This window comes from Pseudomonas sp. LG1E9 (assembly GCF_003290225.1).
Classification (GTDB): domain Bacteria; phylum Pseudomonadota; class Gammaproteobacteria; order Pseudomonadales; family Pseudomonadaceae; genus Aquipseudomonas; species Aquipseudomonas cyclaminis.
Genome location: NZ_CP029983.1, coordinates 5,185,711 through 5,200,974, shown reverse-complemented (window position 1 = coordinate 5,200,974; position 15,264 = coordinate 5,185,711). Strand labels below are relative to the sequence as shown.

The window sequence follows — 15,264 nt, the reverse complement described above, 5'->3', positions numbered from 1 at the left end:
CGCCGATGGCGAAGTTCTTGTCGATGTCGTAACCGACCTTGAACTTGTGACCCCGTGCACCGGTGAAGCCGCCGGCGAAGTCCGAGTCGGTGAGGGCACCGACCACTGCGTAGCGCTGTACGTCGCGGTAGTTGTAGTCCAGGTTCAGGCCAAATACCTTGGACTTGGCACCCAACAGCCAGGCGGTGTCCTGGTCTTTATCCGTGGCTTTGGTGTTTTGCACGTACTGGCCGTAGAACGATAGCGGTACGGCCAGGCCGCCGATATCCACTTGGCTGAAGCCTTCGTACAGACGGTACTCGCTGGCATTGCCTGCGGTGGTGTTGGCGACCGTTTCGGCTGGGGTCAGGCAAGCGGTCGAACCAGCGGTCGGGCAGCGGCTGTCTTCGTCGTTCTGGAACGCATACACACTGCCGCCCAGGGTCAGCTTCAGGTTGTCGGTCAGGGCGAAACGCGAGCCCAACTGGCCTGCGGTCATGCGCAAGTCATTGCGAAATTGCACGCCGTCGCCATTGACGTTGTCTTTGAGGTTGTAGTTACCCAGGCTGCCGAACAGCTCGGCGCTGCTCCCCAGTGGGTATTTGTAGGTCAGGGCCAGGCCTTCCGGGTTGATATCGCTATCCCAGATCACGTCGCCCATGCTCACCCACGGTTGCAGCATCTTGCCGCCGATCACGTGCAGGTTTTTGATCTGGTCCGGGTGGTAGTCGATGTAGCCCAGGTCCAGCCAGATCGACTTCTTGTTGAAGTAGCCATCCAGGTCCTGGTTGGTGGAGCGGGCGTCGTCGCTGCTGCCGGTCGCAATACGGATGCCGGTGTCCACTTGTGGGTTGATTTCGGTGTAGGCGCCCAGACGCGCACGGATGCGCTCACGGTCCTTGTCCTTGCCGCCATTGTTAGGGGTGCCATCAATCTTGACGGTCTCGTGGCGGAAACGCACATCACCCTTGAACTGAGTCTTGGCGGCCCACGCCAGCTTCTGGTCGAAGCTGCTCAGCTCGTTGGTTTTCTTCGCGGTGGCCGCGATCTGTTCGTTGGTCTCTTGTTGAGCTTGCCGGGCGATCTGCTGTTCTTTCTGGTCTTTGGCCAACTCGCTTTGCAATTCGGTGTACTGCGAAGCGGTGATCTGGCCGTTGGCCTTGAGCATGTCGAGCAATTTAGCGTCGACTGCAGCGCTGGCCGGAACGCTCAGGGCCAGTAACAGGCCGCCGCACAGGGCCGCCGCAGTTTTAGTGGAAGCAAGACGCATATCAATCTCCGAAAGTGAGGAGGGATGGCAAACCATCCAGGACACAACCGACCGATGACGGACGGAAAAATAGCCACCCGGTAGAACCAGGCGCTCTAAAAACAGGCGTCAGTATCGCGATGGTTTATGACGCAACAGTGGCTAAGTGATGTCATCTAGATGACAAATGCGTGGGGATCGGAACTATTGCTTTAGAGCCTTGTCGGGCGATTTGAGGGTGTGCTGGGGGCGGCGATAAGCGATACTCGCGAGGCTTTTACGCCCTGATGCAGTGAGGATGCCGATGCCGTTGCAACGCCTGCAAAGCTTGTCCGAAATAGCCCCGCAGACCTGGGACGCCCTGGTGCCGCAGACCCAACCGTTCGTGCGGCATGCGTTCCTGAGCGCGCTGGAGGACAGTGGCAGCGTCGGCCCGCACTCGGGCTGGCAGCCTGAGCATTTGCTGCACTGGGAAGGTGATCGGCTGGTGGCGGCACTGCCCGGTTATCGCAAGTGGCATTCCTACGGCGAGTACGTGTTCGATCACGGTTGGGCCGATGCCTGCCAGCGGGCGGGTATCGAGTATTACCCCAAGTTGCTGACGGCCGTACCGTTCAGCCCGGTCAGCGGCCCGCGCCTGTTGGCGGCCAATGCCGAAGACGGTTTTGAATTGCTCAACAGCCTGCCGGGCTACCTGGAAATCGAAGGGCTCTCCAGTGCGCATATCAACTTCACCGACACCTTGGCCGACGAGGCCTTGGCTCGGCAGGCGGGCTGGATGCAACGGCTGGGCTGCCAGTTTCATTGGCAGAACCGTGGCTACCGCGACTTCCAGGACTTCCTCGACGCCCTGAGTTCACGCAAGCGCAAGCAGATGCGCAAAGAGCGTGAGCAAGTGGCGGGGCAGGGCATCGACTTCGAATGGCTGCAAGGCCATGAACTGAGCGAAGCGCAGTGGGATTTCGTCTACGCCTGCTACGCCAATACCTACGCAGTACGCCGCCAATCACCCTACTTGACCCGCGCGTTTTTCAGCCTGCTGGCCGAACGCATGCCCGAGGCGATCCGCGTCGTGCTGGCCAAGCAAGGCACGCGGCCGGTGGCCATGGCGTTCAGCCTGATCGGTGGCGACAGCTTCTACGGTCGCTACTGGGGTTGCCTGGCGGAATTCGACCGCCTGCATTTCGAAACCTGTTTTTACCAGGGCATGGACTACGCCATCGCCCAAGGCCTTCAACGTTTCGACGCCGGCGCGCAGGGCGAGCATAAATTGATTCGCGGGTTTGAGCCGGTGATCACCCGTTCCTGGCACTACTTACGCCATCCGGGGCTGAAGAATGCCGTGGAGGATTTCCTGGAACGTGAGCGAGTTGGGATCCTGGCGTACGCCGAAGAGGCAAGGGCAGCGCTGCCGTATCGACAAGCCTGAACAGCGCCTGATGGGCAACCGCAAGTTTCGGGTCGTAGTGACTCTCACCGGGCAACCGCAAGTTTCGGGTCGTAGCAGCTGTCGAGCGCAAGCGAGGCTGCGTTTACGGTTTGCCTGACACACCGCAACGCAGCCTCGCTTGCGCTCGACAGCTGCTACGACTCGGTACGTTTCAGGCCGGGTCCTCCTGGCCAACCCATCGATAGACAAAACCGCCCACCACCGCACCGATGATCGGCGCGAGCCAGAACATCCACAGTTGCTGGATCGCCCACCCGCCCACGATCAGCGCCGGGCCGGTACTGCGGGCCGGGTTGACCGAGGTGTTGGTCACGGGAATGGAGATCAGGTGGATCAGGGTGAGCGCCAGTCCGATGGCGATGGGGGCGAGGCCCTTAGGGGCGCGGTGATCGGTGGCGCCGAGGATGATCAGCACGAACATGGCCGTCATCACCAGTTCGCAGACCAACCCCGCCGCCATCGAATAACCCCCCGGCGAATGCTCGCCATAGCCGTTGGAGGCCAACCCGCCGGCCAGTTCAAAGCCCGGCTTGCCGCTGGCGATGAAGTACAACAAGGCGGCCGCGACGACGCCACCGATGACCTGAGCCACGATGTACGCCGGCAACTCCTTGGCGGGAAACCTCCCACCGACCACCAACCCCACCGACACCGCCGGGTTGAGGTGGCAACCGCTGATATGCCCGATGGCAAACGCCATGGTCAGCACCGTGAGCCCGAACGCCAGGGACACGCCCAACAACCCGATCCCGACAGCAGGAAACGCGGCGGCCAACACCGCACTCCCGCAACCGCCCAACACCAGCCAAAACGTACCCAGCCCCTCTGTGACTGAACGCTTGAACAAAGACATGCCGCACGTCCTTGATAGATCGCTCTACCGAATCCGTAAATCAGTGATGCTCCCTGCAGATTTACTTCAGCGCCCGTCTGGGCACTGCACTGAGTACAGCAGGGTTTTTACACAAATCCAGGCGACCAATGTGAGGGCCTCAGTCGATGCCGACGAACCCCCCTGTCTGGTGCTGCCACAACCGCGCATACAGGCCCTTATGGGCCAGCAACTCGGCATGGCTGCCGCTTTCGGCAATCTGGCCTTTCTCCAGCACCACCAGGCGATCCATCCGCGCAATCGTCGATAACCGGTGGGCGATCGCGATCACCGTCTTGCCTTTCATCAGGGTTTCCAGGCTTTCCTGGATTGCGGCTTCCACTTCCGAATCCAGGGCCGAAGTCGCCTCGTCCATGATCAGGATCGGCGCATCCTTGAGCAGCACGCGGGCGATGGCGATGCGTTGACGTTGACCACCGGAGAGTTTCACTCCGCGTTCGCCCACGTGGGCGTCCAGCCCGGTACGGCCTTCGGCGTCCGACAGCAGCGGGATGAACTCATCGGCGCGGGCCTTGTGGATGGCGGCCCAGAGTTCTTCGTCGGTGGCGTCGGGCTTGCCGTAGAGCAGGTTGTCACGGATCGAGCGGTGCAACAGCGAGGTGTCCTGGGTGATCATGCCGATCTGTGCGCGCAGGGATTCCTGAGCCACTTCGGCGATGTCCTGGCCGTCGATCAGGATACGCCCGCCCTGCAGGTCGTACAGGCGCAGCAGCAGGTTGACGAGGGTCGACTTGCCCGCACCGGACGGGCCGATCAGGCCGATCTTTTCACCGGCCTTGATCTCAAGGTTCAGGCCGCCAATGATCCCGCTCTGTTTGCCGTAGTGAAAATCCACCTGTTCAAAGCGTACTTCGCCACGGGGTACTGTCAGGCGTGGGGCGTTGGCGCGGTCGATCACCGCCAATGGTTGCGCGATCGTCTTGAGACCGTCCTGCACCATGCCGATGTTTTCGAAAATCCCGTTGACCACCCACATGATCCAGCCGGACATGTTGACGATGCGGATCACCAGACCGGTGGCCAGGGCAATCGCGCCCACGGAAATCAGCGAATGGGTCCACAACCACAAGGCCAGGCCCGTGGTAGTGACAATCAGCAGACCGTTCATGGTGGTGATCACGATGTCCATGCTGGTCACCACGCGGCTGGCCAGTTGGGTTTTTTCGGTCTGCTCGATGATCGCTTCCTTGGCGTACTCCTGTTCGGACTGGGTATGGGCGAACAGCTTCAAGGTGGTGATGTTGGTATAGCCGTCGACGATGCGGCCCATGAGTTTGGAGCGCGCCTCGGAGGAAATCACCGAGCGCTCCTTCACCCGTGGCACGAAGTAGCGCAGCGCCAGGCTGTAGGCGATGATCCAGGTCACCAGCGGGATCATCAGGCGCCAGTCGGCTTCGGCGAACAGCACCAGCGAGCTGATGGCGTAGATCGCCACGTGCCAGATGGCATCCACCGCCGCCACGGCGGAGTCGCGCAGGGAGTTGCCGGTCTGCATGATGCGCTGGGCGATGCGCCCGGCGAAGTCGTTCTGGAAGAAATTCAGGCTCTGTTTGAGCACGTAGCTGTGGTTCTGCCAGCGGATCAGGCTGGTCATGCCGGGGCTGATGGTCTGGTGCACCAGCAGGTCGTGCAGGGCGCCGAAGATCGGGCGCAGCAGCAGCGCGACCACGGCCATCCAGATCAGCTCGGTGCTGTGCACCTGGAAGAAGTCGGCGGGTGGCGTGCCCTGGGCCAGGTCGATGATGCGGCTCAGGTAGCTGAACAGCGCGACTTCGATCAACGCGCCGATCAGGCCCACCACCAACAGCGCGGCAAAATGCGGCCACACCTGGCGCAGGTAGTAGAGGTAGAAGGGCAGGACTTTATCGGGAGGGGCTTCGCTGGGCGCGTCGCGGAAAATATCGATCAGTTGTTCAAAACGACGATAGAGCATTAGGGTTGACGCCCGCCGGGCGGGCTCTCCTTTCAAATGCGCACGCGGCCTTGTGGGCCGCGTGCGGAGTTTCCTGCAGACCTCAGTCGATGCGCTTGGCCGACTTGATCAGGACAGGATCGATTGGCACGTTCTGCATGCCCTGCTTGGTGGTGGTCTGGGAGTTGACGATGATGTCGACCACGTCCATGCCCTTGACCACTTTGGCGAACACGGCGTAGCCGGCATCGCGACCTGGATCGAGGAAGGCATTGTCAGCCACGTTGATAAAGAACTGGCTGGTGGCCGAGTCCGGGTTCGAGGTGCGGGCCATCGACAGCGTGCCGCGTACGTTATGCAGGCCGTTGCTGGCTTCGTTCTTGATCGGTGCTTCGGTCGGCTTTTGCGACATCTGCTGGGTGAACCCGCCGCCCTGGACCATAAAGCCCGGGATCACCCGGTGGAAAATCGTGTTGGTGTAGAAGCCCTTGTCGACATAGGCCAGGAAGTTCTTGGTACTGATCGGCGCCTTGACCGGGTCCAGTTCGATTTCAATGTCGCCGTTGGTGGTAGTGATCAGGACGTGAGGCGCCTTGGCGGGTTCAGCCGCCATCAGGTTGGCAGCGAACAGAACGGAACCGGCAAAGAAGGCGATTTTTTTCAGCATGGGTCAGTGATCCTGGGTAGTGGTTTCGACTGTCTTTAGAAAATCGAGCAGGGTGGCGTTAAAGACTTCGGGTTGATCCAAAGGCGTGGCATGGCGGGAATCCTCGATCACCACCAGTCGCGCATCGGGTAGCAGTTTTACATAGTTTTCCTTGTGCGCCACGGGGGTGTAGTCGTGGTCGGCGCTGATGACCAGGGTTGGACAGGCAATCCGCGAAAGTCGTTCCTGCACGCCCCAGCCCACAATCGCATCGAAGCTGGCGAGATAAGCACGTTTGTCGTTTTTTGCCCAGCGTTCGGCCATCTTGCGGCGCAGGTCGGCCTGCTCGGGCTTGGGGAACAGTCGGTCGCCCAGGCCCTTGCCGATGGTGGCCAGGCTGAGCACGCGGGCGAGGGTCCAACGCTGGGCCCACCACCAGTATTCATGGGGGCGGCGCACCTTGACTTCGGGTGCGCTGTTGACGATACAGAGGCTCCTGACCCGGTCGGACTCGTCCACCGCCAGTTGGAAGGCGATCATGCCGCCCATGGACAGGCCCACCACATGGGCGGGCGGCAGGCTCAGGTGTTCGAACAGTGCCACCAGGTCATGGGTGAAACCCTGGATGCTGTAGCGCTCGCGGGGTTTGTCGGAGCGACCATGCCCGCGTACGTCCACCACGATCAGGCGGTAGTGCCTGGCCAGTACCGGAATCTGCAATTCCCAATCCTGGCTGCTGGAGCCCAGGCCATGGATCAGTACCAGCGGTGTGCCGTGGCCGTATTCCTCGTAGTGCAGGCTGCAGCCTTCGTGGTCGAACCAGGCCATGGATGAACTCCGTTTCAGGCTTGTTGGGGGGCGGCGAAAGGCGCATCCAGGGGCGCCGTGTCAAACGTGCGCAGTAACTCCACGAGGATCTGCGTTGCCGGCCCCAGGGGTTTGTCCTTGTTTGAGTACAGGTAAAACGTGGGGTGGCGGCTGCCGCCCTGTTCCAAGGGTAGCTGCTTGAGCACGCCTTCGGCGAGTTCGCGCACGATCATGTGCCGCGGCAACCACGCAAAGCCCAGGCCGCTGCCGACGAAGGCTGCGGCGGTGGCCAGGCTGCCGACAGTCCAGCGCTGTTCGGCGCCGAGCCAGCCCACATCGCGAGGCTGCTGGCGACCGGAGTCGCGGATCACCACTTGCATCTGGCTTTCCAGGTCCTGGAAGCTCAGTTCACGGTTCATGCGGTGCAAGGGGTGTTCGGGGTGGGCCACGGCGACGAATTCTACGTCGCTCATTTCCGTGCCGAGGTAACCGGGGATGCTGAAGCCGCAAATCGCCAGGTCGGCCACGCCTTCCATCAGCAGTTCCTCGACGCCGGACAACACCTCTTCGCGCAGGCGCACGCGGCAGCCACGGCTCTGCGGCATAAAGGCGGTGAGGGCGCGGACCAGGCGCGCGTTGGGGTAGGCAGCGTCCACCACTAGCCGCACTTCGGCTTCCCAGCCCTGTTCCATATGGTGGGCGAGGTCTTCCAGCTGGCTGGCGTTTTTCACCAGTTGCCGCGAGCGGCGCAACAGCACTTCACCGGCATCGGTGAGCACGGCCTTGCGCCCGTCGATGCGCAGCAACGGCACGCCCAGTTGGTCTTGCATACGGGCCACGGTGTAGCTCACCGAGGATTGCGAACGGTGCAGGGCTTCGGCCGCCTGGGCGAAGCCGCCATGGTCGACCACGGCTTGCAGCGTGCGCCATTGATCGAGGGTAACGCGGGGCGCTTTCAAGATGGGTTCCTCTTGTCCTAAGCTGGCAGTCCTTATTGGAGACTGCCGAATGAGAAAATTCTGTTGTGTGTTGCTGGCGCTGCTGCCGATGAGCGCGTTTGCCTACCCCACCGACGTCACCAAAAAGATTGACGGTGTCAGCATTGATTACACGGCGACTGACGTCGACAAGGACATCAGTTCGATTCAGCTCAATAACTACGGCACCACTGATGCGGTGTGTTCAGTAATCTTCACCAACGGCCCGGAGTCGCCACGTCGGCGCACGGTCACCGTGCCTGCGGGCAAAAGCACCAACACTACGGTCAAGTTCAACCGCGCCATTATCAAGATGCGTATCGCATTGACCTGCGCGCCTAAATAAAGCGGCAGCGGAGCATGTCCACAGGAATACTCCGCTTATCAACAGATTTCTAGATGGGTTATAGCAGTTTTTTGCGCTTTTTAATCGAATGAGCCCTGGTTAATCTTTTCTCCATCGACTTACAGCAATTACAGATGGAGCCTACGAAGCCATGTCCAACGTTCTGATCATCGAAAGCAGTGCCCGCCAGCAGGACTCTATCTCCCGCCTATTGACCCAGCAGTTCATCAGTCAATGGCAAGCCGCCCACCCGGCGGACCGGATCACCGTGCGTGACGTGGCCCTCAACCCGGTTCCGCACCTGGACGCCAACCTTCTGGGCGGTTGGATGAAGCCTGCTGATCAGCGCAACGACAGCGAGCAGGTATCCCTCGATCGCTCCAACGAATTGACCGACGAATTGCTGGCCGCCGACGTGCTGGTGATGGCTGCGCCGATGTACAACTTCGCCATCCCCAGCACCCTCAAGGCCTGGCTGGATCACGTGTTGCGCGCTGGTGTGACCTTCAAGTACACCCCCACCGGGCCTCAGGGTCTGTTGACCGGTAAGCGTGCCATCGTCCTGACCGCACGCGGCGGCATCCACAGCGGCGCCAGCTCCGATCACCAGGAACCGTACCTGCGCCAGGTGATGGCCTTTATCGGGATTCATGACGCCACTTTCATTCACGCGGAAGGAGTGAACCTGAGCGGTGACTTCCATGAAAAGGGCGTCAACCACGCCAAGGCCCAGTTGGTACAGCTCGTGGCATGAGCCGCTTGATCCTTTAATCGTCAGATAATCGCGCGGTGTTTATATCGCTCCACGCAAACCCTTCAAGTACGCGTACGAACCTCCCTTTGCACTTGTTGCTCCTAAGTGCTCCTGCCCGACTGACGCTTTAGCGAGGTCGGGTTTTTTTTGCCCTGAGTTTCTTCAAACCCTGAAAACCTTTAATGTCGCGCCCATTCGAAGCGAGGCGTACATGGGCTATCTACTGGTTGTCACCCTGATTCAGGCATTTTCCTTCAGTTTGATCGGCGAATACCTCGCCGGTCATGTCGACAGTTACTTCGCGGTGCTGGTGCGCGTCGTGCTGGCCGGTCTGGTATTTATCCCGCTGACCCGCTGGCGCTCGGTAGAACCGGCCTTCATGCGGGGCATGCTGGTGATCGGCGCATTGCAGTTTGGCGTGACCTACGTGTGCCTGTACCTGAGCTTTCGCGTGCTGACGGTGCCGGAGGTATTGCTGTTCACCATCCTCACGCCGTTGCATGTGACCTTGATCGAAGACGCGCTGAACCGGCGCTTCAACCCTTGGGCACTGGTTGCCGCCCTGGTGGCAGTGGCGGGCGCTGCGGTGATCCGTTTCGACCAGATCACCCCGCACTTCCTGATGGGCTTTTTGCTGCTGCAACTGGCCAACTTCACCTATGCCGTCGGGCAGGTGATGTACAAGCATCTGGTGGCGCGTTATCCGAGTGACCTGCCGCACTACCGGCGCTTCGGTTACTTCTACCTCGGCGCGCTGCTGGTGGTGTTGCCGGCGTTCCTGCTGTTCGCCAAGGCCGACTTCCTGCCACAGGCGCCACTGCAATGGGGTGTGCTGGTGTTCCTCGGGCTGGTCAGCACGGCGCTGGGCATGTACTGGTGGAACAAGGGCGCGTGCCTGGTGCATGGCGGCACGCTGGCGGTGATGAACAACCTGCACGTGCCGGCAGGGTTGTTGCTGAACCTGTTGATCTGGAACCAGCACGAGCCGCTGGGTCGTCTGGCCTTGGGCGGGTTGGTGATTCTGGGGGCGGTGTGGATCAGTCGATTGGGCATAAAACCCGTGCCTGGCGTAAAGTCTGCGACGTGATGGCCCCAAGGCATGCGTGAGCGGCTATGAAAGTCTGTTATAGAAAAGAACGGTGTGGGGGCGGCAGAGTGGACAAGATTGATGAACTGATCATTGCAGCCTTGAAGGATGACTCCCGGGTCAGCCTGGCGCAATTGGCGCGGCAAGTTCACAAGTCGCGAACGGCGGTGGAGTCGCGTGTCCAGAAGTTGATTGAGAAGGGCATCATCCTGGGCTTCACCATCAACGTCGCCGAGGACGACGAGACGCTGCAATCGGCGTTTTTGATGCTGACCCTCAATGGCAGCAATTGCCATCTGGTGTTTCCGAAGATCCAGCAGTTCAGCCAAGTGGTGCACGCCTACTCCCTGTTTGGCGACGTCGACATGATGCTCGATGTCCGCTACAGGAACTTTGAAGAATTGATGGTCTTCAAGGAAAGCCTGTTGAACATCGAGCATGTGAAGGAAGTCGTGGTCAACCCCGTGCTGAAGGCCTGGCGCTAGGCATGATCGCGAACGGTTTCAAGAAAGTGATGGCTCAGGTTCGGCATTTTCTGACGAAGCGTGTCCACCAGTTCTTCGATGACGCCCTGGTTGAATTGAAGCGAAGTGTCGTCATGCCCCAGGATCACCACCAATAACCTCGACGAGTCCTTCGTCAGGCGGAAATCATGGGCATCGGCGTCCACCTTGCCGATGCTCGCCAACGGCACATCCCCACAGGTATAGACGATATCGCCCACCGGAATCGTGATGGCCTTCTTGGCGAACAGCGGGCGTAGCACCCTCGGTTTTTCCGAGCGCATCACGTAGATGTCGTCCTTCTGATGATAGGTATGCACACCAATGCTGACCCCATGACGGATCGAAACGGCGTTATAGGCGTCGACGATGTTGTTGATGGGGTATACGCCTTTGGCGATGAAGCGGCGCAGCAGTTTTTCGTTGGCGCTGACGGTGTTTTCGTAGCCGAGCTTTTTGAGCTGCCTGGCAAACCCTTCATACACGATGTTCGAGTCCAGCTCATTGAGGCGCGATGCCACGTGGTTCAGGTTACTTTGCAACACGCCGACGAAACACTGGTCGTCCGAAACGGTGATGTCTTCGATAACGGCGGCGCACGCATTATTGATACCCAGCTCACAGGCCGATTTCTTGATGATCAAGCGACTTTGCATAACCTTAGCCCCACAGTTGTTTACGCAGGTTCGCCGTACTGGCGTCCAGTTGCAGCGCCGAAGGGCTCTGTAGCCAGAACAGTCCCGGACAGGTGGCGAAGTCAATCGTGACCGGCGTGGTGTGGCCGGCTGCGATGAAGTACCGATGGCCGCAATAGGCTTCGTCCGCCTGGGCACTCTGGAGGGCCTGGGTTAAGGGTGGGGCAAAAGTGCGGCGTGCGTCGGAGCAAAAGAAACCGATTCGGCCATGGCTGATCTCACTGACTGCATCGGCTTTGGGGCGCGGCTGGCCGAGGTAGCTGTCGATCGACAGCGACAGCAGGTCGGGCAGATATACCTGTTGGAACAACAGGGGCGCGATGCCGCCGTGCAAGCGGCCACCGGCCTCAATCATCACCGGGCCAGCGTCAGACCAGATGATTTCCATGTGAATCGGCCCGACCCGCACGCCGAGAGCCGCCGCTGCCTGGCGGGCATAATCGGTCAGCGGCTTGAGCTCAACAGCCTGGGGATCAAGGGTGTCCAGGCTTTCGTAGACAAACATGCTGCCGTTCTTCTGGACCTTGGTGTACTTGCAGACGCTGGCAATGATGTACATGCCGTTGAAGGCGACCATGTCCACCACGTACTCCGGCCCTGCGATAAACGACTGCACGATGAAGCCGAGGTTGGTTTCACCCAGGTCGTTTTTCTGCTGCCAGGCCGCGTTTCTCAAGGCGGTCTCTGCTTCGCCTTTGCCTTGGGCAAACACCACGCCTTCAGTGGCGGCCGAATTCAGCGGCTTGACCACATAAGTGGCCGACTCCTCCAGCTTGGCCACGACTTCGCCAATGCGACTCGGCGAGCTCAACAGATACGAGTCGATGTGCGCCAACTCGTGCTTTTTCAACGCCTCTTGCATGGAGAATTTGTTACGGCGCAGGTCGCTGGTCATGCGGCTGTTGCCGGGAATGCTGAGCAGCTCCGTCAGGTAGTCCGTGAGGTAGATCGCGGTTTCGCAACCGGCGATCACCGCGCTCAGTGACAAGCTTTCCAGGGTGATCAGCAGGCTTTCTTCCCAGTGATACACCTCATGGAAATTTTCGGCGACCAGGTCGTTGGTAAAGTGTTCAGGCAAGTCGCGTGTGGAGATCACGGCGATGCAGCGTACGCCCTGCGCGTTGAGCAAGGGCGCATAGAGTTTGCCCGTGGAGAATGGGTCAACAATCAGTACGGTTTTCACGTCGTGCAATCCTTATTCCGTGGTGGCGGCAGGCGAGGCGGCGGGGGTCAGGTTCCATGCCAGTACGGCAGTGGCCAGCAAGCCGGCGGAAACGATCATCAACAGGCGTGCGCCTTCGAGTCCGAGGAACCCCGAGGTGGTAAAGAACGTCAGGATCATTGGCGCCGAGCCACTGACCAGCAGGTAGTAGAGCGAGCTTTTTGCGGCGATCACGTCGGCTACCCGGGCGTTGGGCGCCGATTCGATCAGGGTTTTACGCAGCTGGATCCGCAGGCTGTTGATACAGAAGCCCAGCAGGAACGCAGCGGCCATCATCACGTAGAGGTGCTGGAAGTAGACGATTGCCACGTCCGCCAATATCACCAGCGCGATGGCCCCGTAGCTGTTGAGCTTGATGCGCGGCAACACGGCGGCACTGAAAGCCCCCAGGCCCGCCAGGCCACTGGCGACGCCAAACAGGGTCGCGTTCCAATCATTGAGCTTTTGGAAAACGATCGGCACCAGGCTGTTGAACGCGCCGATATGGAAACCGATCATGCTCAGCACAATGATCAGAATGTAGAGGTTGCGCGGCAAGTCCAGCGGCGCGGCGCTGGTGGCGGCTGCGGTCTGGTCGGCGGCTCCGGCGCTGGGGCGGTCGGCCACCAGGTAGACGCCGGCCAATGACACAATTGCCGCCAGGCTGATGATCTGCAGCGTCTGGTTGACCGAGAACACATCCACGATCAAGCCGCCGAGGAGCGCGCCGCCGAAGGCGCCGATCTGGATGGAGGTTTGCATCAACCGTGCGCAGGTGTCGCTGTCGGTGAGGCCGGCCAGCACCAGCTTGGTGTTTTTCGATTCCAGGGTGCTGATGGTGAAGTAGTCGGTGACGCCCACCACAAACGCGATCGCCAGAAAGCCGATCGGCAGCATGGCGGCTTGGGTAAACGACAGCCCCAGTACGGCGGCAAAAGCAGCCAGGCGAATGTACAGCAGCCGTTTCAGGCTCAGCTCAATCGTGAAGAACTTGCCGATGTACTGTTCGCATAAATAGGGCACTACGGTCGCCACGCACAAGGTGGCGCCTACCAGGAATGTCGAGCCGGTGGTCTCCAGGCCGAACCAGACCATCGCGATCACTATCGCCATGTCGAGGCCGGTGAAGAGGGTCACGATTGAATAGAACGCGGTCAATGTCGATTTAGTCTTCATGGGCTTCATCCGTCGTAACGGGAGAGTTTAAGCAGCGGCACGCACCGTTCGGTGTCGCCGACCACGGTGCTGATCTGGTTTCTGACGCGCACGGTGGGCAGCGCCTTCTTTTCCAGGTTGCAGACCTTGTAGGCGTTGTCGTGCCAGGGGCAGATCACGCTTTGGCCGTCGCCCGTCATTTCGCCCATGTGCAGCGGCCCGCCACGATGGGGGCACGCCGTGGGCAGCAATTGCGTCGAATACGCATGACGCTTCAGAAAGTAGGTTCTGTCCTCCACGGCCACGTAATGGGCGTGGGTGATATTCAGGCTGATGGCTTTCATTGGGTGGCCCATTCAGATGGCGGTGACGGTGTACGTGCAGGACGGGCTGACGATGCGCGTGCCATGGAGCATTCCCTTGGGAATCACCACGCCTTCGCCGGCAGTCAGGCGCAGGGTCAGTTCGGGGCTGGCGACAAACTCCAACTCGCCTGATTCGACCCAGAACAGCTCGTCATTGGGGTGGGTGTGCAGCACCGAGAGTTCGTGTTCCGCTTCGGTGATTGTCAGGTCCACCGGCTTGAGACCCTGCAGGGCCGTGGCCTTGGCGCGGTGTTCATCTATCTCGTCATGCCATTTGATATGGGCATACATTTCTTCGTCGGCGAGGTCCTGAAGGAGCTTGAACTCTTCAAAGCCACGGATGAGGTCGGGGATGATCTTGGTGCCGAACTGCTTGATCATGGGAATGATCAGGCGCTGGAGGGCCATTCTGCCGTGGTGCACATCGATGTGAGCATGCTCATCGAAATAGGCCGTGGAGACCTGGCCGTCGAAGAGGGTCTTGATCGCGCGTGACTGGTGCTTGGTCGTCAGCGCCAGCGTGGCTTCGGTGTAGTACATGGCGCCGATGTACCGAAACAGCTCGCCATGGTTGGCCGATACATAGTGGAAATAGTTGGTGAGTGACAGCGACGCCGGCGTGTAGAACTGCCAGTAGTGGTGCACGTGATGCGACATGTCCATGTCCTGGAGCATGTCTTCAAAGATGGTGCTGTGCTTCTTCTTGTCGACGCCGTAGCCGTATTCGTCGATCAGGATCTTGAACAACTCGCTGGTGTACAGGCCGCAGTTGCCCAACACGTTGCGCGCCATGGCCGAGGCTTCGCTGAGGAAGTCTCCCGCGCATTGGGTCATGAAAAACCGGGCGGCACGCTGGGGGTGGCGACTGGTGGTGAGTACCTCATGCAGTTTTGACTCGGCCTGGGCCACGTCATCCAGGACTTTATCGGTGTGGGCGATAAACGAGTCCAGGCACCAAGGGCCATTGATGTGCACTTCTTCCTTGAGCCAGTTGTATAAGTAGTGTTCCAGTAAGGGGCGGATTTTTTTGCCACTGGCGGCGTGCTGGGGATCATAGAATTGTTTGAATGCCTTGAAGTCGAGTTCCAAGGGCGGCTTGGGTAAGAAGACTAAGTCTTGCTCGTAGATATTCAATAACAAGCGTTGCGCCAACAGATGTTGACTGTTTGAAAGTTGGTCGCTGGTCAGGCTGGTGGTGATGATTGCATCGGTCACGTCCTGCGGCCTGGAAGGGCGCTGGTAGGGA

At 59.9% G+C, this 15,264-nt stretch carries 15 protein-coding genes and 1 pseudogene; 5 read left to right on the top strand and 11 right to left on the bottom strand.

Annotated features, from left to right (window positions below; translation table 11 throughout):
• Positions 1-373: 373 nt before the first annotated feature.
• Positions 374-1,249 (bottom strand): annotated as a pseudogene (locus DNK50_RS23795) (putative porin); the annotation flags it as partial.
• Positions 1,250-1,532: 283 nt separating this feature from the next.
• Between DNK50_RS23795 and DNK50_RS23790 the strand changes: the two are divergent.
• Positions 1,533-2,657, top strand: a complete 1,125-nt coding sequence (locus DNK50_RS23790) for a GNAT family N-acetyltransferase (protein ID WP_112196419.1) — start codon at positions 1,533-1,535, stop codon at positions 2,655-2,657.
• Positions 2,658-2,829: 172 nt separating this feature from the next.
• Here DNK50_RS23790 and aqpZ read toward each other — a convergent pair whose 3' ends face one another.
• From aqpZ to DNK50_RS23765, 5 genes are all read right to left on the bottom strand, one after another.
• Entirely contained in the window at positions 2,830-3,531 is a 702-nt protein-coding gene (gene aqpZ, locus DNK50_RS23785; protein ID WP_112196418.1) for an aquaporin Z, read from the bottom strand.
• Between the two features lie 139 nt (positions 3,532-3,670).
• A complete protein-coding gene (locus tag DNK50_RS23780; RefSeq protein ID WP_099584033.1) occupies positions 3,671-5,503 on the bottom strand; it encodes an ABC transporter ATP-binding protein in 1,833 nt (610 codons plus the stop codon).
• Positions 5,504-5,585: 82 nt separating this feature from the next.
• The gene (locus DNK50_RS23775; protein ID WP_112196417.1) at positions 5,586-6,149 is read right to left on the bottom strand and encodes a peptidylprolyl isomerase; all 564 of its coding nucleotides are present in this window, start codon (positions 6,147-6,149) and stop codon (positions 5,586-5,588) included.
• A gap of 3 nt (positions 6,150-6,152) precedes the next feature.
• Positions 6,153-6,956, bottom strand: coding sequence for an alpha/beta fold hydrolase (locus DNK50_RS23770; RefSeq protein WP_112196416.1), 804 nt, complete (start codon positions 6,954-6,956; stop codon positions 6,153-6,155).
• Positions 6,957-6,970: 14 nt separating this feature from the next.
• Entirely contained in the window at positions 6,971-7,894 is a 924-nt protein-coding gene (locus tag DNK50_RS23765; protein ID WP_099584035.1) for a LysR family transcriptional regulator, read from the bottom strand.
• A gap of 49 nt (positions 7,895-7,943) precedes the next feature.
• Here DNK50_RS23765 and DNK50_RS23760 point away from each other — a divergent pair, with 49 nt between their 5' ends.
• From DNK50_RS23760 to DNK50_RS23745, 4 genes are all read left to right on the top strand, one after another.
• The gene (locus tag DNK50_RS23760) at positions 7,944-8,258 is read left to right on the top strand and encodes a 3-phosphoglycerate kinase (protein WP_099584036.1); all 315 of its coding nucleotides are present in this window, start codon (positions 7,944-7,946) and stop codon (positions 8,256-8,258) included.
• A 151-nt stretch (positions 8,259-8,409) separates the two neighbouring features.
• Positions 8,410-9,012, top strand: a complete 603-nt coding sequence (locus DNK50_RS23755; RefSeq protein WP_112196415.1) for an FMN-dependent NADH-azoreductase — start codon at positions 8,410-8,412, stop codon at positions 9,010-9,012.
• A 211-nt stretch (positions 9,013-9,223) separates the two neighbouring features.
• Positions 9,224-10,099 (top strand): carboxylate/amino acid/amine transporter, encoded by an 876-nt coding sequence (locus DNK50_RS23750; protein ID WP_112196414.1) that lies wholly within the window; start codon positions 9,224-9,226, stop codon positions 10,097-10,099.
• A gap of 68 nt (positions 10,100-10,167) precedes the next feature.
• Entirely contained in the window at positions 10,168-10,584 is a 417-nt protein-coding gene (locus tag DNK50_RS23745) for an Lrp/AsnC family transcriptional regulator (protein WP_099584039.1), read from the top strand.
• Here the strand turns inward: DNK50_RS23745 and DNK50_RS23740 are convergent.
• Genes DNK50_RS23740 through DNK50_RS23720 form a run of 5 tightly spaced genes read right to left on the bottom strand, consistent with a single transcriptional unit; the run spans position 10,581 to position 15,233 of the window.
• Positions 10,581-11,258 carry a phenylalanine--tRNA ligase beta subunit-related protein gene (locus DNK50_RS23740; RefSeq protein WP_099584040.1) on the bottom strand — a complete coding sequence of 226 codons (678 nt, stop codon included), beginning with the start codon at positions 11,256-11,258 and terminating at the stop codon, positions 10,581-10,583. The genes DNK50_RS23745 and DNK50_RS23740 overlap by 4 nt on opposite strands.
• 4 nt (positions 11,259-11,262) lie before the next feature.
• Complete coding sequence (locus DNK50_RS23735; protein WP_099584041.1) at positions 11,263-12,480, bottom strand: ATP-grasp domain-containing protein; 1,218 nt, start codon at positions 12,478-12,480, stop codon at positions 11,263-11,265.
• 12 nt (positions 12,481-12,492) lie between these two features.
• Positions 12,493-13,674, bottom strand: a complete 1,182-nt coding sequence (locus DNK50_RS23730) for an MFS transporter (RefSeq protein WP_112196413.1) — start codon at positions 13,672-13,674, stop codon at positions 12,493-12,495.
• A 5-nt stretch (positions 13,675-13,679) separates the two neighbouring features.
• Positions 13,680-13,997, bottom strand: coding sequence for a Rieske 2Fe-2S domain-containing protein (locus DNK50_RS23725; protein ID WP_099584043.1), 318 nt, complete (start codon positions 13,995-13,997; stop codon positions 13,680-13,682).
• 12 nt (positions 13,998-14,009) lie between these two features.
• Positions 14,010-15,233: an iron-containing redox enzyme family protein gene (locus DNK50_RS23720; protein ID WP_256595375.1), complete on the bottom strand. Its 1,224-nt coding sequence runs from the start codon at positions 15,231-15,233 to the stop codon at positions 14,010-14,012.
• Positions 15,234-15,264: the final 31 nt, after the last annotated feature.